24 protein-coding genes are annotated in these 25,167 nt (G+C 67.3%); 12 read left to right on the top strand and 12 right to left on the bottom strand.

Features of this window, described 5'->3' with window-relative positions; genetic code table 11:
- Positions 1-116 precede the first annotated feature (116 nt).
- On the top strand, positions 117-788 hold the full coding sequence (locus ACWGRX_RS16435) for an HAD family hydrolase (protein ID WP_452118403.1): 672 nt from the start codon (positions 117-119) through the stop codon (positions 786-788).
- A 32-nt stretch (positions 789-820) separates the two neighbouring features.
- Here the strand turns inward: ACWGRX_RS16435 and ACWGRX_RS16430 are convergent, their stop codons facing one another.
- Positions 821-1,552: a response regulator gene (locus ACWGRX_RS16430; RefSeq protein WP_452118402.1), complete on the bottom strand. Its 732-nt coding sequence runs from the start codon at positions 1,550-1,552 to the stop codon at positions 821-823.
- A gap of 141 nt (positions 1,553-1,693) precedes the next feature.
- Between ACWGRX_RS16430 and ACWGRX_RS16425 the strand changes: the two genes are divergently transcribed.
- Positions 1,694-2,449 (top strand): Crp/Fnr family transcriptional regulator, encoded by a 756-nt coding sequence (locus ACWGRX_RS16425; RefSeq protein ID WP_452118475.1) that lies wholly within the window; start codon positions 1,694-1,696, stop codon positions 2,447-2,449.
- Positions 2,450-2,465: 16 nt separating this feature from the next.
- The gene (locus tag ACWGRX_RS16420; protein ID WP_452118401.1) at positions 2,466-4,385 is read left to right on the top strand and encodes a hybrid sensor histidine kinase/response regulator; all 1,920 of its coding nucleotides are present in this window, start codon (positions 2,466-2,468) and stop codon (positions 4,383-4,385) included.
- Positions 4,386-4,601: 216 nt separating this feature from the next.
- Here the strand turns inward: ACWGRX_RS16420 and ccoS are convergent, their stop codons facing one another.
- From ccoS to ACWGRX_RS16375, 9 genes are all read right to left on the bottom strand, one after another.
- Positions 4,602-4,811: a cbb3-type cytochrome oxidase assembly protein CcoS gene (gene ccoS / locus ACWGRX_RS16415; RefSeq protein WP_452118400.1), complete on the bottom strand. Its 210-nt coding sequence runs from the start codon at positions 4,809-4,811 to the stop codon at positions 4,602-4,604.
- On the bottom strand, positions 4,808-7,015 hold the full coding sequence (locus ACWGRX_RS16410) for a heavy metal translocating P-type ATPase (RefSeq protein ID WP_452118399.1): 2,208 nt from the start codon (positions 7,013-7,015) through the stop codon (positions 4,808-4,810). The genes ccoS and ACWGRX_RS16410 overlap by 4 nt, the downstream gene beginning before the upstream one ends.
- A gap of 3 nt (positions 7,016-7,018) precedes the next feature.
- On the bottom strand, positions 7,019-7,540 hold the full coding sequence (locus ACWGRX_RS16405; protein WP_291633832.1) for a FixH family protein: 522 nt from the start codon (positions 7,538-7,540) through the stop codon (positions 7,019-7,021).
- Between the two features lie 159 nt (positions 7,541-7,699).
- Positions 7,700-9,136 (bottom strand): cytochrome c oxidase accessory protein CcoG, encoded by a 1,437-nt coding sequence (ccoG, locus tag ACWGRX_RS16400; protein ID WP_452118398.1) that lies wholly within the window; start codon positions 9,134-9,136, stop codon positions 7,700-7,702.
- A 1-nt stretch (position 9,137) separates the two neighbouring features.
- Positions 9,138-10,022 carry a cytochrome-c oxidase, cbb3-type subunit III gene (gene ccoP / locus ACWGRX_RS16395; RefSeq protein ID WP_452118397.1) on the bottom strand — a complete coding sequence of 295 codons (885 nt, stop codon included), beginning with the start codon at positions 10,020-10,022 and terminating at the stop codon, positions 9,138-9,140.
- Positions 10,023-10,025: 3 nt separating this feature from the next.
- Entirely contained in the window at positions 10,026-10,184 is a 159-nt protein-coding gene (locus ACWGRX_RS16390; protein ID WP_291633826.1) for a cbb3-type cytochrome oxidase subunit 3, read from the bottom strand.
- Between the two features lie 8 nt (positions 10,185-10,192).
- Positions 10,193-10,963, bottom strand: coding sequence for a cytochrome-c oxidase, cbb3-type subunit II (gene ccoO / locus ACWGRX_RS16385; protein WP_291645997.1), 771 nt, complete (start codon positions 10,961-10,963; stop codon positions 10,193-10,195).
- Positions 10,964-10,975: 12 nt separating this feature from the next.
- On the bottom strand, positions 10,976-12,643 hold the full coding sequence (gene ccoN / locus ACWGRX_RS16380; protein WP_452118396.1) for a cytochrome-c oxidase, cbb3-type subunit I: 1,668 nt from the start codon (positions 12,641-12,643) through the stop codon (positions 10,976-10,978).
- 270 nt (positions 12,644-12,913) lie between these two features.
- Positions 12,914-13,561 carry a helix-turn-helix domain-containing protein gene (locus ACWGRX_RS16375; RefSeq protein ID WP_291633820.1) on the bottom strand — a complete coding sequence of 216 codons (648 nt, stop codon included), beginning with the start codon at positions 13,559-13,561 and terminating at the stop codon, positions 12,914-12,916.
- A 224-nt stretch (positions 13,562-13,785) separates the two neighbouring features.
- Here ACWGRX_RS16375 and ACWGRX_RS16370 point away from each other — a divergent pair, with 224 nt between their 5' ends.
- The 6 genes from ACWGRX_RS16370 (at position 13,786) to ACWGRX_RS16345 (ending at position 17,938) form a co-directional block, all read left to right on the top strand.
- On the top strand, positions 13,786-14,235 hold the full coding sequence (locus tag ACWGRX_RS16370; RefSeq protein WP_452118395.1) for a hypothetical protein: 450 nt from the start codon (positions 13,786-13,788) through the stop codon (positions 14,233-14,235).
- A 105-nt stretch (positions 14,236-14,340) separates the two neighbouring features.
- Positions 14,341-14,631 carry a hypothetical protein gene (locus tag ACWGRX_RS16365; RefSeq protein ID WP_452118394.1) on the top strand — a complete coding sequence of 97 codons (291 nt, stop codon included), beginning with the start codon at positions 14,341-14,343 and terminating at the stop codon, positions 14,629-14,631.
- On the top strand, positions 14,628-15,605 hold the full coding sequence (locus ACWGRX_RS16360) for an ABC transporter substrate-binding protein (protein ID WP_291633814.1): 978 nt from the start codon (positions 14,628-14,630) through the stop codon (positions 15,603-15,605). Before ACWGRX_RS16365 ends, ACWGRX_RS16360 begins: the two co-directional genes overlap by 4 nt.
- On the top strand, positions 15,602-16,447 hold the full coding sequence (locus ACWGRX_RS16355) for an ABC transporter ATP-binding protein (protein ID WP_452118393.1): 846 nt from the start codon (positions 15,602-15,604) through the stop codon (positions 16,445-16,447). Before ACWGRX_RS16360 ends, ACWGRX_RS16355 begins: the two co-directional genes overlap by 4 nt.
- 3 nt (positions 16,448-16,450) lie before the next feature.
- On the top strand, positions 16,451-17,197 hold the full coding sequence (locus tag ACWGRX_RS16350) for an ABC transporter permease (RefSeq protein ID WP_291633810.1): 747 nt from the start codon (positions 16,451-16,453) through the stop codon (positions 17,195-17,197).
- A gap of 9 nt (positions 17,198-17,206) precedes the next feature.
- Entirely contained in the window at positions 17,207-17,938 is a 732-nt protein-coding gene (locus tag ACWGRX_RS16345) for an ABC transporter permease (RefSeq protein ID WP_291633808.1), read from the top strand.
- Positions 17,939-18,215: 277 nt separating this feature from the next.
- Here ACWGRX_RS16345 and ACWGRX_RS16340 read toward each other — a convergent pair whose 3' ends face one another.
- Positions 18,216-18,989 (bottom strand): ferredoxin--NADP reductase, encoded by a 774-nt coding sequence (locus tag ACWGRX_RS16340; protein WP_452118392.1) that lies wholly within the window; start codon positions 18,987-18,989, stop codon positions 18,216-18,218.
- 59 nt (positions 18,990-19,048) lie between these two features.
- The gene (gene fdxA, locus ACWGRX_RS16335) at positions 19,049-19,378 is read right to left on the bottom strand and encodes a ferredoxin FdxA (RefSeq protein WP_291633803.1); all 330 of its coding nucleotides are present in this window, start codon (positions 19,376-19,378) and stop codon (positions 19,049-19,051) included.
- Positions 19,379-19,537: 159 nt separating this feature from the next.
- Between fdxA and ACWGRX_RS16330 the strand changes: the two genes are divergently transcribed.
- From ACWGRX_RS16330 to ACWGRX_RS16320, 3 genes are all read left to right on the top strand, one after another.
- Complete coding sequence (locus tag ACWGRX_RS16330) at positions 19,538-20,734, top strand: amidohydrolase family protein (protein ID WP_452118391.1); 1,197 nt, start codon at positions 19,538-19,540, stop codon at positions 20,732-20,734.
- Positions 20,735-20,986: 252 nt separating this feature from the next.
- Complete coding sequence (locus ACWGRX_RS16325) at positions 20,987-21,481, top strand: (2Fe-2S)-binding protein (RefSeq protein ID WP_452118390.1); 495 nt, start codon at positions 20,987-20,989, stop codon at positions 21,479-21,481.
- Positions 21,478-25,041 (top strand): molybdopterin cofactor-binding domain-containing protein, encoded by a 3,564-nt coding sequence (locus ACWGRX_RS16320; protein WP_452118389.1) that lies wholly within the window; start codon positions 21,478-21,480, stop codon positions 25,039-25,041. The genes ACWGRX_RS16325 and ACWGRX_RS16320 overlap by 4 nt, the downstream gene beginning before the upstream one ends.
- Positions 25,042-25,167: the final 126 nt, after the last annotated feature.

Below are 25,167 nucleotides of genomic sequence, written 5' to 3'. Positions count from 1 at the left end.
TGCAGGCGGCCCCCGACAGCATCCCGGCCGATCGACGCAGAGGCGTCCCGGAAGGCACGTTCCCGAAGTAGGAGCGGATTGCAGCCGGCGGAGCGCGCAAGGGAGCGGAAGACGACATGCAGCTCGTGCCAGTGAGCATCGTTTTCGATTTCGACGGGGTCATCGTCGACTCCGTCACGATCAAATCGCAGGCTTTCCAGGACGTCTATGCCGACGCGACGCCGGAGCAGCTTGCCGCCATCGACCGCTATCACCACGCCCATGGCGGCGTCAGCCGACGCGAGAAGTTCCGCTATTTCGAGACGGCGCTGTTCGGTCGCCAGACCGACCCGGCCGGGATCGAGGCACTGGCCGAACGCTACCGCACCATCGTCTATGAGAAGGTCGTCGCCTGCCGGCTGATCCCCGGAGCTCTCGACTTCCTGAACGACATCGCTCAGCGCCTGCCGCTGCATCTGGTCTCCGGCACGCCCCAGGAGGAGCTCGAGGCGATCGTCGAGCGCCGCGGCCTGCGCCATTTCTTCCATCGCGTGATCGGCGCGCCGACCTTGAAGCCCGCCGCCTTCGCCACACTCGCCGCCGAATATGGCCATGATCCCCGCCGCATGGTCGCGATCGGCGATTCGACCACCGAATTCGACGCCGCCCGGGGCATGGGCATGCCCTTCGTCGGCATCGTCGCCGAAGGCATCGCCAACCCGTTCCCGCCGGCGATCCCGGTCCTGCCGGACATGACCGGCCTGGCACGGGCGCTCGGTCTCAGCGCGATGGCCGCCGCGACAGGCTGAGTGATACCGGCCGCAGCGGCAGCCGGAAGACCTCAGCCCTCCGGCTTGCCGGTGAAGACATAGCCGACGCCGCGCACCGACTTGATCAGGGCCGGCGCCTTCGGATCGGGCTCGACCTTCTTGCGCAGCCTGGCGATCTGCGCATCGATCGACCGGTCGAAGGCTTCAAGCATCCGCCCGCGGGTGCGTTCCATCAGCATGTCGCGCGAGAACACCCGTCCGGGATGGCCGGCGAGGACCGCCAGAATGTCGAACTCGCCGGTGGTCAGCATGATCTCGGCGCCGGCGGGGTCGAGCAGCTGCCGCCGGGCCAGATCGAGCTGCCAGCCGTCGAAGCGGATCAGCTCGCCATCGGTCTTCGGCGCAGGCGCCTCGGCACGCGGCCGCCGGCGCAGCACCGTCCGCAGCCGGGCCAGCACCTCGCGCAGATGGAACGGTTTGGGAATGTAGTCGTCGGCGCCGATCTCGAGCCCGACGATCCGGTCAACGACATCGTCGCGGCCGGTCAGCATGATGATCGGCAGGTCGGAGCCGGCCCGGATCTCGCGCGCCAGCATCAGCCCGTCCTCGCCACCGGGCAGGACGAGATCGAGCAGGACGATGTCGACCCCGCCGCGCTGCAGGGTCTCGCGCATGCCACGGCCGTCGCCGACGGCGCTGACGCGATAACCCTCGCCCTCGAAATAGCGGATCAGCATCTGCCGGATACGGGCGTCGTCGTCGACGACGAGGATGTGCTCGGCGCGGCTCTGCGGCTCAGCCATGGCAAGATCGGGCGGCAGGCGGGCGGGCCAAGGCTGTTACAATCCGTTGCAATTCTCTACGCACGGTAACACGCGCATCGTTCCGGCGTCACGCGAGCAGGTTCAATTGCCACCATCGGATCGGAGGCGAAGACGGTGGCAATGATCATTGCAAGTGCGGTTTCCCAGCTGCCGGGGCGCGCCCCGATCCTTGCCGGCACGCCGGACGTGCCGAGCCTGCACGGCCTGTTCTCGGGCCAGCCGCTCGAGAGCGTCGAGCCCGGCGCGACGCTGTTCTGGCAGGGCGACCGGTCGCGGCATGTCTTCGAGGTGCTGAAGGGCGTGCTGCGGCTGTACCGCATCCTGCCGGACGGGCGCCGGATCATCGTCGGCTTCGCGCAGGAGGGCGACATCATCGGCCTCGCACCCGACGCGCATTGCCAGGCCACTGCGGAGGCGGTGAACGAGGTCAGGCTGCGCCGGATCGAACGCTGCCGCTTCCGCGCCCTCACCGAGGCGTCGCCCGCCCTGACGCGCGAGTTCATCGCCGCGCTCTGCGAGGAGGTCGCCGCTGCGCAGGAGCAGACGATGCTGCTCGCCCGCCGGGGTGCTGAAGAACGGGTCTGCGGCTTCCTGCTGCGGCAGATGCAGCGCGCTGCCGAGGGCGGCAATCCGGCAACCACGATCCCTCTGCCGATGAGCCGAACCGACATTGCCGACCATCTCGGCCTCACCATAGAGACGGTCTCGCGGACCTTCACCAATCTGACCCAGCGCGGCGTGATCGCGCCGGAGGGGCGCCATGCCCTGGCCATCCGCCGCCCGGCGACGCTCGCCCGGCTTGCCGGCGCCGACAGCCAGGCCGATATTCGGCCGTGCGACACTGACGCGGCCCGGCAGGCCGCCTGGCCCCATTGATTCCTCGCGAGGCCGGATGACCAGAGCAATCCCCCCCACCGGAACGAGCTGGGAGAGCATCGACGAGCTCGTCCGGATCCTCGACGGCGCCAACCTGATCGTCCACGCGCTCGACGGCCGGATCCTGCGCTGGACCACCGGTTGCGCGCAGCTCTATGGCTGGGGCGCCGAGGAAGCGATCGACCGCCATGTCGGCGAACTGCTCGGCACCGTCGCCGAGGGCGCGGCGGGGGCGATTTCCCATGAGCTGCGCGAACAGGGCAGCTGGCATGGCGAGCTGAGGCAGAACCATCGCAGCGGCCGGCCCGTCTTCGTCGCCAGCCGCTGTGTCGTGCTCTTGCCGGACGGGGAAGCCGAGCCGGTGGTCGTCGCCCAGAACATCGACATCAGCGACCTCAAATACGCGCAGGACGATCTCGCCGCGCGCGAATCGCATCTACGTTCGATCCTCGAGACCGTGCCCGAGGCGATGGTCGTGATCGACGATGTCGGCGAGATGATCTCCTTCAGCAAGGCGGCGGAGAAGCTGTTCGGCTACGCCGCCGATGAGGTCTGCGGTCGCAATGTCCGGATGCTCATGCCCAATCCCGACCGCGACCGGCATGACGGTTACATCGCGCGCTATGTCGCGACCGGCGAGCGCCGCATCATCGGCTTCGGCCGCGTTGTCACCGGCCAGCGCAAGGACGGCACCACTTTTCCGATGGAGCTCGCCATCGGCGAGGCCGCCGCCAATGGCAAGCGCATCTTCACCGGCTTCATCCGCGACCTGACCAGCCGGCACCGGATGGAGGAGGAACTGCGCCAGGCCCAGAAGATGGAAGCGGTCGGCCAGCTCACCGGCGGCATCGCCCATGATTTCAACAATCTGCTGACGGTGATCAGCGGCAATCTCGAAATGATCGAGCGGCGCCTGGAGGACAGGGAGCTGGGCGTGCTGCTGCGCGAGGCCCAGGACGCCGCCGAGGACGGCGCCAAGCTGACCGGGCAGCTGCTCGCCTTCGGACGGCGCCAGACCCTCACGCCCAAGCTCACCGATATCGGCAAGCTGGTCTCGAACTTCGCCGACCTGCTGCGACGCACGCTCGGCGAGGCGATCGAATTGCGCACGGTGGTGACCGGCGCCGGCCACACTGCTTTGGTCGACACCGCCCAGTTGCAGAACGCCCTCCTCAATCTCGCGCTCAACGCCCGCGATGCGATGCCGCGCGGCGGCCGTCTCACCGTCGAGATCACGCGCACGCGGCTCGATGCCGACTACGCCCAGAACCATCCGCAACTGCGGATCGGCGATTATGTCCTGCTCAGCGTCTCCGATACCGGCTTCGGCATGAGCGCCGAGGTGCAGCAGCGCGCCTTCGAGCCCTTCTTCACCACCAAGAGCGTCGGCGCCGGCAGCGGGCTCGGGCTCAGCATGGTCTATGGCTTCGCCCGCCAGTCGGGCGGCGATCTCCAGCTCCGGAGCGTGCTCGGCAAGGGCACGACGCTGCAGCTCTTCCTGCCGGCCGCCGCGCCGGCTCAACCCGATCCGGCGCCGCCGCCGGAGGAAGCGCCGCCCCCGGCCAGCCAGCCGCAGAGCCGCGAGCTGATCCTGGTGGTCGAGGACGATGCCAGGGTGCGGCGCGTCGCCGTCGCGCGGCTCGAAACCGAGGGCTATCGCGTGATCGAGGCCGCGACCGGCGCGCAGGCCCTCACGCTGCTCGGGGAGCATCCGGGGATCGGCCTGCTCTTCACCGACATCGTCATGCCCGGCGGCATGCTCGGCGACGAGCTCGCCAAGGAAGCACGCCTGCTGCGGCCCGAGATCAAGGTGCTGTTCACCTCCGGCTATGCCGAGCCCGGCCTCCCCGGGCGCGATCTCGCCGAGGCTGGCTGGCTGAAGAAGCCCTATACGGCGCGAGAGCTGGCCACGCGGCTTCGCGAATTGCTCGACTGAGGAGCGCTGGCGCCGCCTGAGAGCGCGCCGGTCAGCCGAACTTTCATTGAAAGGATGGGGAAAGGCCGCCGAACGTCGGCGCAGCGGCCTCGTCATCCCGGACAAGCCGCGCGAACGGCGCCGCTCCGGGCTTCATCATAGGGCTGCGGAGCTTTGCGATGGATCCCGGCGCTCCTCTTCGCTACGGCCGGGATGACGGAGAGGTTCCGAGAGAACCTACGAGCGTTGCCGCGGAGCCGCGACGCGCTGATCGGCCGCCGTCTCGGCCGCGACCGACTCCGTGGCGAGGTCGTCATCGTCGAGGATGCGCCAGCCCGGCCCTTCCATGTCGCTGTACTGGCCGGTGCGCATGCTCCAGAAGAAGGCCGCGAGCCCGGTCAGCCCCAAAGCGAGCGCGAGCGGCATCAGCACGATCAGGATGTTCATGCGTTGCTCCCGTGACTGGCGGCAGCCGGCTGGCGGCCGGCCCGCAAGGCGTTGAGCGTGACGACCAGCGACGAGCCCGACATCGCCACGGCCGCCACCAGCGGGGTCGCGAAGCCGGCGATCGCGATCGGCACGGCGATGGCATTGTATAGCACTGCGAACCAGAGATTCTGCACCATCAGCCGGCGCGCCTTGCGCGCGATCCGCAGGCTCGCGGCGACCGGTGCCAGCTCCTCGCCGAGGAAGACGATGTCGGCAGAGGCCTGCGCCAGCTGGGTGGCGCTGATCGGCGACATCGAGGCGTGGGCGCGTGCCAGGGCCGGCGCGTCGTTCAGCCCGTCGCCGACCATCAGCGTCCGGCGGCCGGCGGCCGCAAGCCGCTCGAGCTCGGCGATCTTCTCGTCCGGCCGCTGCCCGGCCTTGAAGGCCGCGATGCCGAGCTCGTCGGCGAGCGGCGCGACCGCATCGACCCGATCGCCGGAGAGGATGACGACGTCGAGGCCGAGCGCCCGCAATTCGCGGATGCTCGCCGCCGCATCGGGGCGCAAATGCTGGTCGACGGCGAAGACGGCGCAGCGCGAGCCATGGCGCCAGGCGATCAGCGAGGCCGCGGGATAAGCGGCGGACACGGCCGCTGCTTCGGCTTCGGCACAACAGAAGGCTATGCTGCCGAGACGCATCTCGACATCGTCGACCATGGCGCTCAGCCCCAGCCCGTGATGTTCCCGCACCGTCCGGAGCGGGCGCGGCTCACCGGCTGCGGCCGCGATCGGGCGTGCCAGCGGGTGCCGGCTCGCAGCCGCCAGCGCGCCGGCCGCCGCGAGGATTTCGGGGTCGATCGTCTCGGGATTGCTGAGCCCGGGCTCCGGCAGGGTCAGCGTTCCCGTCTTGTCGAACACCACCGTGTCGACCTCGGCGAGGCGCTCCAGCGCATCGCCCTGCTTGAGCATGACCTTGCGCCGGAACAGCGCCGCCGCGGCGACGACCTGGACCGCCGGGATCGCGAGACCGAGCGCGCACGGGCAGGTGATGATCAAGACGGTGATCGCGATGATCAGCGCCTGGTGCCAGGCGAGGCCGAACAGCATCCAGCCGAGGAAGGTGGCGAGCGCCGTCGCATGCACGACGGGCGCATAGAGCCTCGCCGCCCGGTCGGAGAGCCGGACATAGCGCGAGCGGCTCTCGACCGCCTGTGCCATCAGCCGGTCGATCTCCGAGAGCAGGGTCCCCGCACCGGCCGCCTCGACCCGAATCGTCAGCAGGCCCGAGAGATTGAGCGTGCCGGCATGCACACGCCCGCCGGCGGCGACCGAGACCGGTGCGGTCTCGCCGGTCACGAGGCTCTGGTCGAGATCGGAGGCTCCCGCCTCGACCAGCCCGTCGACGCTGACCCGCTCGCCCGGCCGCACCAGCACGAGATCGCCCGGCGCGATCGCAGCGATCGGCACGATGACGCTGCTGCCGTCGGCCGCCAGTCTCGTCGCCGTCTCGGCTTTCAGCGCCGCGAGATTGCCGGCGAGGTCGCGGGTGCGCCGCCGCATCAGCTGGTCGAGATAGCGCCCGATCAGGAGGAAGAAGATCAGCATCACCACGCCGTCGAAATAGGCGTGTTCGCCATGGTTCAGCGTGACGATGACCGACATGCCGAGCGCCAGCACGATGCCGAGCATGATCGGCACGTCCATGTTGACGGCGCCGGCCCGCAGCGCCCGTAGCGCGCTCTCGAAGAAGGGCCGGCCGGCATAGGCCGCCGTCGGCAGCGCGATCAGCGCCGAGAGCCAGTGGAAGAAATCCCGGGTGACCGGATTGATGTCGTTGCCGGTACCCGACCAGACCGAGACCGACAGCAGCATGATGTTCATCGAGGCGAAGCCGGCGACGCCGAGATAGCGCAGCAGCCGCTTGTCCTCCTGCTGCGAGGCCTCGCGCTCGGTGCTCGGCAGGAAGGGATAGGCCTTGAAACCGAGCGCGGCGAGGCCGGAGATCACCGCCTCCGGCCGCAATGCCCCCTCGCGCCATTCGACGGTGACGCGCTTGAGGGCGAGATTGACGCGCGCGCTCAGAATGCCCGACTGCCCGGCCAGGCCGCGCTCGATCGCATGCATGCAGCCGGCGCAGCGTATGCCGTCAACGGCTAGCTCCATGCCGGCGACGCCGCCAGTACCGTGCCGGACGAAGATCGAGAGGTCCTGGCCCTCAGCCATGGCTCAGTCCTTCAGCATCACGCGGCTGCGGGTGTCGAAGACGGCGGCGCCGTCGCGCTGGGCGCTCAGCACCAGCGTCCAGGCCCCGGCGGGCAGGTCCGACAGCTGCGCCTGATAGCGCCCGGGCGCGATCTCGGCGAGCACGACCTGCCGGTCGCTGCCGCGCCGCGCCGGATGCTCCAGCCTGACATCGACCGACAACCCGACGACCGGCTGCCCGGACTTGTCCGCGAAGCTCACGGCCACCACCTCGGCACCGCCTTCCCGCCGCAGATCGGCATCGACATGCCAGCCACGCTCACCCTGCGCCCGCATCCGGGCGATCTCCTGGTTGAAGCGCTGGCTGGTCTCGTAGGCGCTTTTCACGTCGACGCCCGGCATGGTCCGGATCGCAATCGTCATCATCACCGCGTTCACCCCGGCGACCACTGCGAAGAAGCCGATCATCGCGAAGAGCACGAAGCGGCCGCTGAGCCTGAACGGCGCGCGAGGCGCCGGCGGCAGGGCTGGCAAGTCAATCGGCATGGCAAAGCCTCCGCAGCAGGACATGGAGCTCTCGCTAGGGCAGGAACGGGAAAGCCTCGGAGCGAAGATTTCGCATGGACCCTGCCTCAACGCTTTGATCCCGATCAGATCGGGCCTCGGGCCGGCGCCGACTGCGCGCCCGCCCGAGGAAGTTCGGCGCTAAGGCGCCATGAAGTGATCCTCGGCCCGCACGACTTCGCCGGCGAAGAGATCCGAGGCGGTGATGGTGATCGGTTGCGACTTGTCGAGATGGACATCGGCCGGCACGGTGACCAAAGCGCGGACCTCGCGCGAGCTGTCGGCCTCGACCGACACGATCGACCGCAGATCCGCCGTCGCCTGCGCCTCGACCACCTCGATGCGCGCCCCCGCCGGCCCCGACACCGTCAGCGCGAAGGGCCGCGCCTCCGGCCGCTTGTTAAGCAGGCGGACGGTGTAGCTGTTGCGGATCGAGCCGTCGCTGAGCTTGACGAACAACGGCGAGCGTTCGTGCAGAACCGAGATGTCGGCCATCTGGCGCGTCGCGAGCTGGTAGATCATAGCGCCGCCGACCACCAGGATCAGCGCGGCATAGGTCAGCGTGCGGGCGCGGATCGGCCGGTAGACCGGCTTCTGCCCGGCCTGCCGCCGCTTGACGTTGTCGTCGGTGTCGTAGGCGATCAGCCCGGCGGGATAGCCGACCTTGGCCATCACCGTGTTGCAGGCGTCGATGCACAGCCCGCACTGGATGCAGTCCATCTGCGCCCCGTCGCGGATGTCGATCCCGGTCGGGCAGACTGCGACGCACTGGTTGCAGTCGATGCAATCGCCGGCCGGAGCGCCGGTGCTGCGCAGGCGCTGGGCCTGCTTGATCGAGACGCGCGGCTCGCCGCGATCATAGCGATAGGTGACGTTGAGCGCGTCGTCATCGGTCAGCGCCGCCTGGATGCGCGGCCAGGGGCACATATAGGTGCAGACCTGCTCGCGCATGATCCCGGCCAGCGTATAGGTGGTGAAGGTCAGGATCGCGATCCAGACATAGGCCGAGAGCGGCGCGGTGAAGGTCGCGAGCTCCTTCACCAGGGTCGGCGCATCGGCGAAGTAGAGCACCCAGGCGCCGCCGGTCCACCAGGCGATCACCAGCCAGACCGCATGCTTGGCGATCTTGCGCCAGGCCTTGTCGAAGGACCAGGGCGCCTCGTCGCGCTTGATCCGCTCGCGGCGGTCGCCTTCGAAGAAGCGCTCGACCACGAGGAAGAGATCGGTCCAGACCGTCTGCGGGCAGAGATAGCCGCACCACATCCGGCCCGCGACCGCATTCATCAGGAACAGCATGAAGGCTGCCAGGATCAGCAGCCCCGTGAAGTAATAGACCTCCTGCGGCCAGATCTCGATGAAGAAGAAATAGAAGCGGTTATTGGCGATATCGGCCAGCACCGCCTGGTTCGGCAGGTTCGGACCGCGGTCCCAGCGCAGGAAGGGCAGCAGGTAGTAGATGCCGAGGCAGAGAACCAGGATGCCCCATTTCGCTCTCCGGTAAGGACCGGAGACGCTCTGAGGATAGACCTTCTTCGACGGAGCGAAGAGTGGCAGGTCGTCTGCGTCGGCAGCTGACATCTTACTGACCCCCGCCGAGCGAATGCACGTAGACGGTCAGCGCCTTGATCGTCGTCGGGTCGAGGCGCTGGTTCCAGGCCGGCATCACACCGTTGCGGCTGTTGGCGATCGTCTCGGTCAGCGACGCCATGTCCATGCCGTAGAGCGAGATCGCGTCGGTCAGGTCGGGTGCCCCCATTTCGCGATTGCCCTTGCCCTGGTCGCCATGGCAGGCGGCGCAGTTGTCCGCAAAGAGCTTGGCGCCACCGGCGAGGTCGGCCTTCGGCTCGGTCGACAGGCCGGCGATCGAGCGGACATGGTTGGCGACGGCGCGGATCTGCGTGGCGTCCAGCATCTTCTCGCGACCGAAGGCCGGCATCTGGCTGACGCGCGTATCGGGATCGCCGGCGAAGCGGATGCCGTGCTCCAGCGTCTTCTGGATTTCGGCGAAGGAGCCGCCCCAGAGCCAGTCGTCGTCATTGAGATTCGGATAGCCCTTGGCTCCGCCGCCGCCGACGCCGTGGCAGGCGGCGCAATTGTCGCCGAAGGCGGCCTTGCCCTGCGCCATGGCGATGCGGAAGAGCTCCGGATTGGCCTTGATCTGCTCGAAGGAGGCTTCCGTCAGCCCCTTGGACTGGGCCGCGCGCTCCTGCTTCATCAGGGCCAGGTCCTGGGAGATCTCGATGCGCGAGGCATAGCCGATCACGCCCTTGGTCGCGTCGGTCACCAGCGGCCAGGCCGGGTAGACGATCCAGTAGCCGATCGACCAGATGATCGTGGCGTAGAAGATGCCGAGCCACCAGCGCGGCAAGGGCGTGTTCAGCTCCTGAATGCCGTCCCAGTCATGGCCGGTGGTCGACTGGCCGGTCGCGGCGTCGATCTGCGGCGTGCTCTTGTGGTCCGCCATGGTTCAGTCCTCCCGCAGGGGGGTGCGGGCCGCTTCCTCGAAGCGGGCGCGGTTGCTCGGCCAGAAGGCGTAGGCGCAGATCGCCAGGAACAGGCCCATGAAATAGAGGACCCCGGTCGACTGGGCGAAATGGGCGAGCCAGGCATAGGTCGATGTCGTCATGACGGTGCTCACCGGATGTTGGCTTTGTCGTCGTAGAGCTTGAAGTCGACCAGCGTGCCGAGCACCTGCAGATAGGCGATCAGGGCATCGGCCTCGCTGATCTTCTGGGCATCGCCGTCGAAATCGCGGATCTGCGCCTTCGGATAGCGCTTCTCCAGCTCCGCGGCGCGCGGATGGTCGGGCGTCGCCTGCGCCTCGAGGTCGCGCTTGGCGTCCTCGATCATCTCGTCGGTATAGGGCACGCCGCCGGCACGGTTGGCGCGCAGATGGTTAGCGATGTCGTTGTAGTTCAGCTCGGTCTTCGCCAGGAAGGGATAGCCCGGCATGATCGACTGCGGCACGAGATCGCGCGGCCGGTTGAGATGGGCGAGCTGCCATTCGTCGGAGTACTTGCCGCCGACGCGGGCGAGGTCGGGCCCGGTCCGCTTCGAGCCCCACTGGAACGGCTTGTCGTACATGCTCTCCGCAGCCAGCGAATAATGCCCGTAGCGCTCGATCTCGTCGCGCAGCGGCCGGATCATCTGGCTATGGCAGTTATAGCAGCCCTCGCGCACATAGATCGCGCGGCCGGCGAGCTCCAGCGGCGTATAGGGCCGCATGCCCTCGACCTTCTCGATCGTGTTGCGCAGATAGAAGAGCGGCGCGATCTCGACCAGTCCGCCGATCGAGATCACGATCAGCACCCCGATCACCAGGATGATCGAATTGGTCTCGAAGATCTTGTGCTTCGACCACAGCGACTGGCGCGGCGCCTGCTTGGGGGCGTCGAGGCTCGACATGGGACAGGCTCCTTACTGGGCGGGGACGAGCTGCGGATCGGGCGCGGGCTCGCGCTGCGACGCGCCGACCGCGTCGCTCCTCACCGTCATCCAGAGGTTGAAGGCCATGATCAGCGCGCCGGCGAGGAAGAGGCCGCCGCCCATCGCACGGATCACGTAATAGGGCTTCATCGCCGCGACCGTCTCGATGAACGAGTATTCGAGGAAGCCGAGCGAGGTATAGGCCCGCCACATCAGGCCCTGCATGATGCCCGAGACCCACATCGCCGAGATGTAGAGCACGATGCCGAGGGTCGAGATCCAGAAGTGCCAGTTCACCAGCTTGAGCGAATACAGACCCTTGCGGTTCCACAGCCAGGGCACGAGGCAGTAGATCGCGCCGAAGGAGATGTAGGCGACCCAGCCGAGCGCGCCGGAATGGACGTGGCCGATGGTCCAGTCGGTGTAGTGCGACAGTGAGTTGACCGCCTTGATCGACATCAGCGGGCCCTCGAAGGTCGACATGCCGTAGAAGGCGAGCGAGACGACCATCATCCGCAGGACCGGATCGGTGCGCAGCTTGTCCCAGGCCCCCGACAGCGTCATCAGCCCGTTGATCATGCCGCCCCAGGAGGGCATCCACAGCATGATCGAGAAGGTCATGCCGAGCGTCTGCGCCCAGTCCGGCAGGGCGGTGTAGTGCAGATGATGCGGGCCGGCCCAGATATAGAGGAAGATCAGCGCCCAGAAGTGGATGATCGAGAGCCGGTAGCTGTAGACCGGCCGCTCCGCGCGCTTCGGCACGAAGTAGTACATGATCGCGAGGAAGCCAGCGGTCAGGAAGAAGCCGACGGCGTTGTGACCGTACCACCACTGGAACATCGCGTCCTGAACGCCCGACCAGAGCACATAGGACTTCGGCGACAGCACCGAGACCGGCCAGGCCAAGTTGTTGCCGACATGCAGGACGGCGATGGTCAGGATGAAGCCGAGATAGAACCAGTTCGCCACATAGATATGCGGCTCCTTGCGCTTGGCTAGCGTCCCTAGGAAGACCAGGAGATAGACGACCCAGACCGCGGTCAGCCAGAGATCGGCATACCATTCCGGCTCGGCGTATTCCTTGCTCTGCGTGATGCCGAGCAGATAGCCGGTGCCGGCGATGACGATGAAGAGGTTGTAGCCGAGCACCACGAACCAGGGCGAGAGATCGCCGGCGAGGCGGGCATGGCTGGTGCGCTGGACCACGTAGAACGAGGTGCCGATCAGCACGTTGCCGCCGAAGGCGAAGATCACCGCCGAGGTGTGCAGCGGCCGGAGCCGGCCAAAATTGATCCAGGGCAGGTCGAAATTGAGGTCGGGGAAGGCGAGCTGCAGGGCGATGATCAGCCCGACGGTGAAGCCGGCGATGCCCCAGACCATCGCCGCGACGGTCGCGAACTTGACCGGGTCCATATTGTAGTTCGGCCGGCCGCCGATCTCCTGCGGCGCCGGCACCTGATCGGGCCGGAAGCAGCGGTTCGCGATCAGGAACACGGACCCCAGCGCCGCCAGCGCCCCGAGGGCTGCATGGAAAGCGTACCCACGGTCCTCGGTCATGGCAGCGATCAGGATCAGCGGCAGCACGGCCGCGGCCGCGATCACCATCCCGCCTATCTCTCCTACCGTGGCCCGCCGGATCGGATAGCCTATCGCCGCCATGCGACACCCTTTCTTCTCGCTGCAGCGCAACACGGACGCCGCCCAGCGAGGGGGTTACTCCCGCGCGCGCCGCTCGGCCTTGATACAGATCAACTGACCGTGCAGCGCCTGAGGATACTGATGTTTTTCGAAGGAACGGCGCCAGTCGGCGCCAGGCTCGCGGTCATTTTGCACCGCAGCGAAACGCCGCGGCTGGCCAATGGCCGCCGCAACGTATTCAGCCCGCCGGAGAGGCCCGACCGGCGCGATCTCCCTTAGGCGATGGAGTCTTCAGGCCGCGGCGAGATTCGTCATGCCCTCGATGTCGAGCAGACGCACGCCATCGGGCACGATCAGGATCTTGCGGCTCTTGGCGAGCTTGCTGAAGGTTCGGCTGACCGTCTCGATCGTCAGCCCGAGGAAATCGGCGATATCCTGCCGGCTCATCGGCAGCTCGACCGTCGCCGAGGAGCGCCCGAGCCTCGTCCAGCGCTCGCGCATCGTCAGCAGGAAGCAGACCAGCCGCTCTTCGGCATTGCGGCGGCCGAGCAGCAGCATCTGCTCATGCGCCAGGGTCAGCTCATGCGTGGCATAGTCGTGCAGGCGGCGCAGCAGATGCGGCTTGGCGTCGACCAGCGCCGAATAGGCCGAACGCGGGAAGGCGCAGGCGGTGACGGTCTCGATCGCATCGGCCGAGAAGCCGAAGGCGTCGCGCATCGCCAGGCCGAGGAAGTCGCCTGGCAGGGCGAAGCCGACGATCTGCCGGCGCCCGTCGGGCAGGAGCTTGTAGAGCCGCACCGTGCCGCCGGTGATGTTGTAGACTGCCTCGGCCGGCTGGCCCTGAACGAACAGCGTTTCCTTGGCACCGAAGGTGACGGGGTGCGCCAGCGCATCGAGCAGAGCGAGCTCGTCGTAGGCCAAACAGGCGCAGATGCTCATCGGGCGAATGCCACAACTCTGGCAACCCGCCTTCTGGGGGCGTTGCTGGGCACAAGCCAAAACAGTGCAATCCACGGCGTCTCACCTCACTACGACCCCGCATGGCGGGCACGCCGACCCGGGGAATAGTCATGCATCAAACCCTAGATTTGTAATTGATACGGATCAATGCGGGCGGGATGCCGCACCTGTCCTCTCCAGCTGCCTGGGAGGGGCGTGACAAGGTGACCGAGGATATCCTGCAAGCACGGCGGATCGGAGCGGCGGAAGCGGGCCGGGCCTACCAGCTCGTCGCCATGTTCCATCCCGATATCAGCAAGGCGCAGTGGACGCGCTATCTGCGCTCCTTCAGTGCCAAGGACGGCCGGCGCGGCCTCGTCGTCCTCGAAGACGCACGCGGCTGCATCCATGCGATCTTCGCCTTCGCCGTGCAGCGCTCGCTGCGCGACGAGGCGACGCTGCAGATCAGCGAACTCGCCACGGCCAGGCTCCCGGGCTCGGTACCGATGCGGGCCCTGATGCGCTTCGCCGGCAGACTGGCGGCCGAACTCGGACTGCCTGCCGTCCTGCTCGACCTCGAACCGGTCTCGGTCGCGACCTTCGACGATCGCAGCCTGGCGCGCGCCGGCTATGCGCTCGATCGGGTCACGCTGCGGGCATGCCCGCGCAGCTGAGCGCTGCCGGCCGGCCATCGCCCAAATCCAGATAGTTCGTACACGAACAATATCAATTCCGCCGCGCCCCCCCATTCGGGCTTGCCAGACGCGGCGTCGCCCCCGATGCTGACGCCGTTGCCACACGGCGATTCCGGCGCCGCGCCCCGCGCCGATCCAAAGGAGCTTTCAGCATTGAATTGGCACCATATCGGCTGCGATATGGCGAAGTTTCCGCGCGCGCCGCATCCGGCCACGCCCGCCAAATTCGGCTTCCAGACCGGCGGATTCTCGCTCCTTACCCGCTTGACAAGATTTCCTCATGCTGAGATCGTTATTTGTATACAAATGAAATTTTGGCAGCATGCTGGAACGATAACAATCGCAGGCATGGACCTTATCGGGAGAGAGGCATGACGGATTTCTTTGGTTTCCGGCAGTTCGCAGCTGCTGCGGTCACGATGCTTTGCCTGCAGGCGCCGGTGCGCGCCGAGGAGATTTCCGTGACGCAATGGGGCGCGAGCCTCTATGGCGCACCCTATGCGGTCGCGATGGAGAAGGGGCTGTTCAAGCAGGCCGGCATCGACATCACCGGCATCATCGGCTCCGGCGGCGGCGGCACCACGGTCCGGAACATCCTCGCCAGCGCGACGCCCTATGGTGAGGTCGCGGTCTCCGCGGCGCTCGCCGCCAAGGCTCAGGGGCTCGACCTCGTCATCGTCAACACCGGGACGCGCAGCGTCGCCGAGGCCTCGATGGTCACCATGCCGAACTCCGAGGTGAAGAGCGTCGAGGACCTGGTCGGCAAGAAGGTCGCGATCACCTCGCCGAAATCCGTCTCGGAAATGCTCTTCCTGATGGTCCTGAAAGAGAAGGGCATCGACCAGGCCAAGGTCCAGCGTGTCGCCGCCGGCGGCTATGTCCCGGCTCTGACCATGCTCGAGCAGGGCGCGATCGCCGGCTCGGTGCTGATCGAGCCACTCTCGATCATCCGCAAGGACAAGTACCGCACGGTCTACAAGGCCGGCGACATTCTGAAGCCGATGACCACCTCGGTCGGCATCACCACCCGCAAATTCGCGCAGGAGCATCCCGACAAGCTCAAGGCGATCATCGCGGGCCGCCGCGCCGGCGTGCAGGCGATCTACAAGGACCCCGCCGAGACCGCCAAGATCATCGAGAAGCTCTACAAGCTCGAGCCGGCGGTCGCCAAGGAAGCCGTCGACAACATGATCGGCCCGAAGATGTGGAGCGAGGGCGAGTTCAGCATTACCGAGCTCAACCGTATCGTTGAAGGCCTGAAGCTGATCGGCGAGGTCAAGAACGACATCGACTGGTCGACCGTGCTCGACAAATCCTTCCTGCCTGCCGATCTGCAGGCCAAGCAATGAACCCGGCCGCAGCGGGCGCCAAGGTCGTGACACTCAAGCAGCAGCCGGCGCCCGTTGAAGCCCATGCGACGCTGCGCGGCGTGACGCGGGTCTTCCAGCTGCCGAAGTCGACCCTGCACGCGCTCGGGCCGATCGATCTGGACCTCGCCAAGGGCGAATTCTTCTCGGTCGTCGGCCCCTCGGGCTGCGGCAAGTCGACCTTGCTCGACATTCTTGCGGGGCTCAGCGCCCCGCAGGCTGGCACGGCGCATTTCGAGGGCAAGCCGGTCAACGGCGTGCCCGACGGGGTCGGCGTCGTCTTCCAGGAGGATGCGTCCTTTCCCTGGCTCAATGTCCGCGACAACGTCGCCTTCGGGCTCCGGCGCGCCGGCGTCGACCCTGCCGAAATCCAGCGCCGCGTCGACTATGCCATCGGCTTCATGGGGCTGAAGGACTTCGCGGCCTCCTTTCCGGCTCAGCTCTCCGGCGGCATGCGCCAGCGGGTCTGCATCGCCCGCACGCTGGTGATGCAACCCAGGCTGATCCTGCTCGACGAGCCCTTCGGCGCGCTCGACCAGCAGACCCGCCTCTTGATGGGCGACGAATTGCTGCGGCTCTGGCGCGAAACCTCGGCCACGGTGCTGCTGATCACCCACGCCCTCGACGAGGCGGCGATGCTGTCCGACCGGGTCGGCGTGATGTCGACCAGGCCGGGCACCTTCATCGACTTCGTCGAGACCGGCTGGGAGCGCGACCGCGACAGCCGCGTGGTCTCGACCCCGCATTTCGGCGACATCACCGCCCGGCTCTGGGAGAAGCTGCGCGTCGAGGCGCTGAAGATCATGTCGGCCGGGAAGAGCTGAGCCATGTCGGAAAAATGGCTGCGCCTGATCGTCGTCGCGACGATGATCCTCCTGGTCGAGCTGCTCTGCCGGGTCGGCGTCATCCCCCGCATGGTGATGCTGGCGCCCTCGCAGATGGTGGTCGAGCTCGCCGAGATCCTGCGCACCGGCCAGTTCTCGGCCGATATCCGGACGACCTTCACCAACATCGCCATCTCGACGGCACTCTCGATCGTGCTCGGCTTCGTCGCCGGCCTGATCATCTACTCGCTGCCGGCGCTGCGCCACGCGCTCGAGCCGCTGCTGGCGAGCTATTATGCCGTCCCGACCTTCGTCTTCTATCCGATCTTCATCACGCTCTTCGGCGTCGGCTCGGCCTCGATCATCGCGATCGCCGTGCTGCTCGCCGTCGTCTCGATGATCACCGCGACGCTGAACGGGCTCGACCGGATCCCGCGCGTGCTGCGCAAGACGGCGCAGATCTACCGGATGTCGCGGGCCAAGACGGCACTCCTCGTCGAGCTACCGGCGACGCTGCCCTATCTCTTCACCGGCGTGAAGCTCTCGGTCGCCTATTCTTTCATCGGAGTGATCGCCTCGGAGTTCATCCTCTCGGGCGCCGGGATCGGCTACGCCATCGCCTATGCCTACAATCTGTTCGAGAACGGGCACATGTACGCGCTGATCCTGCTCGTGCTGGTGACCGTCACCATCGTCAACACGATCCTCAACATGATCGACCGGCGCCTCCAGGCGCGCCGCCAGCGGTGAGGTGACGCCATGCCCAGACTCGCCGGCACTCTCATCGTCCTTTTGACCTTCATCCTGCTCTGGCAGGGCTTCCATCTCCTCGTCGGCGCCTCGGCCATCGCCTCGCCATTGCAGACCGTCGTCAAGCTCGGCTCGCTGCTCGGCACCGGCGAGTTCTGGCTCAACATCAGCGAGACGATGCGGGCCTTCGTCGCCGCTTTCCTCCTCTCGCTGCTCGGCGGCATCAGCCTCGGCATCGTGCTCGGGGTCCGCAAGCTCGCCGGCAACGTCGCCGAGCCGATCCTGACCACGCTCTATTCGATCCCCAAGGTCGTGCTCTACCCGCTGGTGCTGCTCTGCTTCGGCCTCGGCATCTCCGCCAAGATCGCCTTCGGCGTGATGCACGGGCTGATCCCGATCACCCTGTTCTCGATGAACGCGATCCGCCAGATGAAACCGGTCTACCGGCGCACCTCGCAGGTGATGCGCCTTTCGCCTTCGCAATCGGCCTTCACCGTGATCCTGCCGGCGATCCTGCCGGAGATCATCTCGGGCGTGCGCCTCGGCTTCTCGCTGACCCTGCTCGGCGTGCTGATCGGCGAGATGTTCGCCTCGCAGCGCGGTCTCGGCTTCCTTCTGACCAGCGCCATCAATCTCGGCCAGATCGACACGATCATGGCGATCGCGCTCCTGCTGACCGTCTTCGCGGTGAGCTGCAACAGCCTGATGATGCTGTTCAACCGCCAGCTGACACATCGCTAGGGGCTCCGGCAGCCACTGGCCGCCACGCCCCTGCTCCGCCGAACCTTAACCATCCCGGGCGCCGAACAGGCTGCCCGGGATTTTCGTTTCGCAGCCCCCCATTGGTTCGTGGCCGACTCCGATATTCCGAAACCCGCAGCGCGCGCCGCGCCTCGGCTCTACCGCCGCCGAGTTCCGATTTCGGTTGTGCGAAAGGTTTGCCCGGGACGAACGAAAACGGCCGGTCCGTGGGTCGGACCGGCCGTCTGGTATCTCGGTTGATTTGGAAGTCGTGGGCTCAGCGCTCGACGAAGGCGCGCTCGATCACATAGTCGCCGGCCTCGCCATGGTTGCCTTCTTCCATGCCATGGTCCTCGAAGATCTTCTTGAGGTCGACCAGCATTTGCGGGCTGCCGCAGAGCATGAAGCGATCGCTGGCGGGATCGAACGGGCCCAGGCCGATATCCTCGAAGAGCTGGCCCGAGATCAGCAGATCGGTGATGCGGCCACGATTGCGGAAGGGCTCGCGCGTCACCGTCGGATAATAGATCAGCTGCTCGCGGATCATCTCGCCGAGGAACTCGTCATTGGGCAGGTGCTGGGTTATCTGCTCGCCATAGGCGAGCTCGGCCACCTGCCGGCAGCCATGCACCAGCACCACCTTCTCATAGCGCTCATAGGTCTCGGGATCGCGGATCAGCGACAGGAAGGGCGCAAGGCCGGTACCGGTACCCAGCAGGAACAGGCGCTTGCCGTCCTTGAGATTGTCGAGCACCAGCGTGCCCGTCGCCTTCTTGCCGACGATGATCGGATCGCCGACCTTGAGGTTCTGCAGGCGCGAGGTCAGCGGCCCGTCCGGCACCTTGATCGAGAAGAATTCGAGGTTCTCGTCGTAATTGGTGCTGACGACGCTATAGGCGCGCAGCAGCGGCTTCTCGTCGACCTTGATGCCGATCATCGTGAACTGGCCGTTCTTGAAGCGGAACGTCGTGTCGCGGGTCGTCGTGAAGCTGAAGAGCGTATCGGTCCAGTGATGGACGCTGAGCACGCGCTCCTCGTAGAAATTGCTCATCTCGTCATTCCTCGGTTAGCCCAGGAAAAAGCCGATCATCGAACGCAGGCAGGCAGCTATCACATCGCCGCGCGTTCGGAAAGAAGGTCGAGTTTGTCCGGTATTCCCTTCCAATCATCCGCATCGGCTGGCGGATCGCGCTTCTCGGTGATGTTCGGCCAGAGCGGCGCCAGCCTGGCGTTGAGCGCGAGCCACTCGGCCGCCCCCTCGGCATTGTCGGCGACGATCGCCTCGGCCGGGCATTCCGGCTCGCAGACGCCGCAATCGATGCACTCGTCGGGATGGATGACGAGCATGTTCTCGCCTTCATAGAAGCAGTCGACGGGACAGACCTCGACGCAATCCATGTATTTGCAACGGATGCAGGCGCTGGTGACTGCAAAGGCCATGCGTGATCCTTGCCGCTTGACAGGCTGGGAAGGCAGATGCAAAACTTGTTCGTACACAAACGATATGCCGCCTTCGATCGCACTTGTCAATCGGGATCGGGACGGTGAGGATATCGCAGGCCTCACAGGAGGCGGCGAAGGCTTACGGGGCGGAACGAGATGGCTGAACAGCAGACGGCGACGGTCGGCGCCAACCACAAGCTGGTGATCAAGAATATCGGCTTGATGCTCTCCGGCGACATTGAGCGCCCGATCCTGGAGGCCGACACGCTCGTCGCCGTCGGCGGCAGGATCGCCGCGGTCGGCCGCTTCAAGGATCTCGACACCGACCAGGCCGACACCGTCATCGACGCCCATGGCACCGTGCTCTCGCCCGGCCTGATCGACAGTCATGTCCACCCCGTCGCCGGCGACTGGACGCCGCGCCAGAACCAGCTCGGCTGGATCGATTCGACCATGCATGGCGGCGTCACCACCATGATCTCGGCCGGCGAGGTCCACACCCCCGGCCGGCCCAAGGACATTGTCGGGCTCAAGGCCATGGCGATCTATGCCCAGCGCGCCTTCACCGCCTTTCGCCCCGGCGGCGTCAAGATCCATGCCGGCGCGCCGGTGATCGAGCCCGGCATGGTCGAGCAGGACTTCAAGGACCTGGCCGATGCCGGCGTGAAGCTGCTCGGCGAAGTCGGCCTCGGCGGTGTCAAGGACGGCGCGCGGGCGAAGGAAATGGTGGCCTGGGCCCGCAAATACGGGATTCAGTCGACCATCCACACCGGCGGCCCCTCGATTCCCGGCTCCGGCCTGATCGGTGCCGACGTGGTGCTCGAGGCCGACACCGATGTCGTCGGCCATATCAATGGCGGCCATACCGCCTTGCCCGACAAGGAGATCCGCTGCATCTGCGAGGGCTGCAAGCGCGGCCTCGAACTCGTCCATAACGGCAATGAGCGCGCCGCGCTCTACACGCTGCGCGTCGCCCGTGAAATGGGCGAACTGCAGCGCGTCATCCTCGGCACCGACGGCCCCGCCGGCTCCGGCGTCCAGCCGCTGGGCATCGTCCGCATGGTCTCGATGCTGTCCTCGCTCGGCGATGTCCCGGCTGAAGTGGCCTTCTGCTTCGCCACCGGCAACACGGCGCGGATGCGCAGCCTCGATTGCGGGCTGATCGAGGTCGGACGCAGCGCCGATTTCGTCTTCATGGACAAGGCCCAGCATTCCGCCGGCAGGAACTTCCTCGACTCGATCCAGCTCGGCGACCTGCCCGGCATCGGCATGATCGTGATCGACGGCATCGTCCGCAGCGGCATCAGCCGCAACACCCCGCCGGCCGAGAAGATCCCCTCCGTCCAGCACTGAGCGGGGATCCACGCCCCATACCGTCATGGTCGGCCTTGTGCCGACCATCCACGTCTTCGCTTCCATCGGCGAGGGCGTGTTCAGGACGTCGATGCTCGCCACGAGGGCGAGCATGACGGCGACGCACTTCCCCCGCGTCAAATCCCGCTTGCCGCGCGCCGCAACTTGTCCTTATTCTCATTCGTATGCGAACGATTTGGGTCACGTGACGACAATCGCGATCAAAGGCGCCTCGCCCCGCTTGGACGAGCCATGAGAACGACGCGGCGCTTCGCCCTGCGCGTCAATGGCGCCGATCACCTCGTCGAGGGCGAGCCGCAGACCCCCCTGCTCTTCTTCCTGCGCAACGACCTTTCGCTGAACGGCCCGAAATTCGGCTGTGGCCTCGGCGAATGCGGCGCCTGCACCGTGCTGATCGACGGCATCGCCGCCCGCGCCTGCGCCCTGCCGGTCCGGCTGGCGGAAGAGCGCGAGATCGTCACGCTGGAAGGGCTCGGCAGCAGCGCGGGCCCCGATCCGGTCCAGCAGGCCTTCATCGAGGCCCAGGCCGCGCAATGCGGCTACTGCATCAACGGCATGATCATGACCGCCAAGGCCTTGCTGGCCGTCAACCCGGCGCCGAGCGAGGCGCAGGTGCGCGAGGCGCTGCGCTATAATCTCTGCCGCTGCGGCACCCATGTCGAGATCGTCAGGGCCGTGATGCTCGCCGCTGCGCGCGCCCGGACCGGCGAGACAGCCACGCCATGAACCACAGCGCGATGAACGACAGCGTACCCCCGCCTCCCCTCTCCCGCCGGGCACTGCTGCGGCGCGGCGGGATCATCGCCGTCGTCGCGCCGCGCAAGGGCGCGCCCGCCGGGGACAGCTCGGAAGACGCGCTCGACCTGCATGTCTGCCTCACGGCCGAAGGGCGCATCCTCGCCTTTTCCGGCCATGTCGATCTCGGCACCGGCATCCGCACCGCGCTCGCCCAGATGGTGGCGGAGGAGCTCGATTTTCCCTTCGACGCCGTCGAGATGGTGCTCGGCGACACCGCCGATACGCCGGACCAAGGCGCGACCATCGCCAGCGAGACGATCCAGGTCACCTCGGTGGCGATGCGGATCGGCGCGACCCAGATCCGCACAAGGCTGATCGGGCTCACCGCCGCGGCGCTTGCCTGCAGCGAGGATGAGATCAGCCTGCGTGACGGCCGGCTCTATCGCGGCGCGGCCGACACCCCGGCGATCGGACTCGACACGCTGCTCGCCAATGAGCGCCTGCTGCTGCCGCTGGCCGAGAGCGCGCAATTCAAGCCGATCGACCATCACAGGCTGATCGGCCGATCGGTGGCGCGGGTCGACATCCCGGCCAAGATCGATGGCAGCTTCGTCTATGTCCATGACGTGCGCGTGCCCGGAATGCTGCACGGCCGCGTCGTCCGCCCGCCCTATTCCGGCATGGATTCCGGCGACTTCGTCGGGCGCAGCCTGATCGCAGTCGATCGCGACTCGCTCGCCGGCATTCCCGGCATCCGCGCCCTCGTGGTCGAGGGCGATTTCATCGGCATCGTCGCCGAGCGCGAGGAGCAGGCGGCGGAAGCGGCGCTCGCCCTGAAGGCGCAGTGGCGCTCGTTTACGCCGCCGGACCTCTCCGATGTCGCCCAGGCCCTGCGCACCCATCCCTCGACGCCGCGCCTGCTGGTCGACGAAGGCGATGTCGAAACTGCGCTCGGCGCGCTCGAGAAGCGGCTCGACCGCACCTATGTCTGGCCCTACCACATGCATGGCTCGATCGGCCCGTCCTGCGCCGTCGCCGATGTGCGCGCCGACGGCGTCACCGTCTGGACCGGCAGCCAGAACCCGTTTCCGCTGCAGAACGACCTCGCAGTGCTCACCGGCCTGCCGCGCGAGCAGATCGACATCATCCGCCACGAAGCCGCCGGCTGCTACGGTCGCAACTGCGCCGATGACGTCGCCGCCGATGCGGTGCTGCTCTCGCGCGCCGTCGGCGCCCCGGTGCGCGTCCAACTCACCCGCGAGCAGGAGCATCTCTGGGAGCCGAAGGGCGCCGCCCAGCTGATCGACATCAAGGGCGGCCTCGGCCCCGGCGGCTCGCTGCCGGCCTATGACTTCCACACCTGGTACCCGTCGAATGCAGCGCCGACGCTCGCCCTGCTGCTGACCGGGCGCATTCCGAACCAGCCGGCGACGCTGCGCATGGGCGACCGCACCGCGGTGCCCTCCTACGACTACGAGAACATGCGGCTGACGGCCTATGACATGCCGCCGATTGTCCGCGCCTCCTGGCTGCGCGGCGTCTCGGCCATGCCCAACGTCTTCGCCCATGAGAGCTATATCGACGAGCTCGCCCATGAGGCCGGCGTCGACCCGGTCGAGTTCCGCCTGCGCCACATCAATGACGAGCGCGCCGCCGAGCTGACGCGGGCGACCGCCGAACGCGCCAATTGGCAGCCGCATATCGGCCCGCGCATGGAGGAAGATGGCGAGGTCCTGCGCGGCCGCGGCTTCGCCCAGGCGCGCTATGTCCATGGCAGCTGGCCGGGCGTCGGCGCCGCCTGGGCCGCCTGGGTCGCCGATGTCGCGGTCAACCGCACGACCGGCGAGGTCACGGTCAGCCGCGTCACCGTCGGCCAGGACACCGGCATGGTCGTCAATCCGGCCGGGGTGACCCATCAGGTCCACGGCAATGTCCTGCAGTCGACCAGCCGTGTGCTGCGCGAGGAGGTGAGCTTCTCGCAGACCACCGCCGTCGCCGCCCGCGACTGGGGCGCCTACCCCGTCCTGACCTTCCCGGAACTGCCGGCGATCGACGTGCTGCTCCTCGACAAGCAGCACGAGGCGCCGCTCGGCGCCGGCGAGTCGGCTTCCGTCCCCAGCGCCGCCGCCATCGTCAACGCCGTCTTTGACGCGACCGGCGTGCGCTTTCGCGAATTGCCGCTGACGCCCGAGCGCGTGCTCGCCGGCCTCGGGCGCTTACCGCCGTCAGCACCGGCCGCGCCGCAGCTTTCCGCCAAATCCCGCCGCTTCGGCCTGTGGAGCAAACTCGGCGCCGCCTTTGCCGGTGCAGCGACCTTCGCCGCCGCTTCCTTCGCACTCGCGCCGTCGATCGCCCCGATCGCCCGGCCCGACCCGGCGACCTGGTCGGCGGCGACGATCGAGAGAGGCCGCCAGCTCGCGGCGCTCGGCGCCTGCGCCGTCTGCCATACGGTGAAGGACGGCGTGCCCTATGCCGGCGGTCTCGCGCTCGAGACACCTTTCGGCATGGTGATGACCACCAACATCACACCCGATCCGGAAACCGGCATCGGCAACTGGTCCTATCCGGCCTTCGAGCGGGCGATGCGCGCCGGCATCCATCGCGACGGCCGCCATCTCTACCCGGCCTTCCCCTATGCGAGCTACGCGAAAACCAGCGAGGCCGACCTCCAGGCGCTCTACGCCTTCCTGATGTCGCAGCCGGCGGTCAGGCAGGAGAACCAGCCGAGCCGGATGGTCTTCCCCGTCAATCTGCGCCCGCTGTTAGCCGGTTGGAACCTGCTGTTCCGGCCGCGGGGCGAGCTCAAGCCGGAACCAGCCCGCTCGGCAGAGTGGAATCGCGGCCGCTATCTCGTCGACGGGCTCGGCCATTGCGGCGCCTGCCACACGCCGCGCAACGCGCTCGGCGCCGAGCGCGGCGGCCGCGCCTATCTTTCCGGTGGCGAGGCCGAGGGCTGGGAGGCGCCGGCCCTGACCAGAATCTCGGCCGGGCCGCTGCCCTGGAGCGAGGCCGAGCTCTACGCTTATCTGCGCACCGGAACCTCGCAGCATCACGGCGCCGCGGCCGGGCCGATGGCGCCGGTGATCGCGGAGCTCAAAGAGCTGCCGGATGCCGATATCAAGGCGATGGCGAGCTATCTCGCCTCACTCAGCGAGCCGCTGCCGGACGCCGAGATCGAAGCCCGCGCCAGCCGGATCGAGCTCGCCACCAGCGCCGCGGCAAATCCCGCGACCTCGCCGGTCGCACGCCTTTATCAGGGCGCCTGTGCCGCCTGCCACGAGCCCGGTCGCACGGCGGTGCTGGTCAATGCCGGGCCGGCGCTCGGCCTGTCCTCGAAGCTCCATGCCGCGACGCCGACCAATCTCGTCAACATGCTGCTGGAAGGCGGCCAGCATGGCATCGGCTCGATGCCCTCCTTCGCGACGGCGCTCGACGACCGCCAGATCGCCGAGCTCGCCGGCTATCTGCGCGGCCGCTTCGCGCAGGGGAAGCCGGGTTGGGAGGGGATTGAGGAGGCGGTCACGAAGGCGCGGAAAGCCGGACGCTGACCACTCGACGTCATGGTCGGGCTTGTTCCGGCCATCCGCATCTTCCTTCGCTCAACACGCGGATGCTCGCCACAAGGGCGAGCATGACGTGGAGTTTCGAGCGCCAATCTGAATCGTGGACGCCTC

It is taken from the genome of Allobosea sp. NPDC055594, from assembly GCF_053618995.1.
Note: the sequence above shows the minus strand (reverse complement) of the source record. Positions and strands in the feature narration are given on the sequence as shown.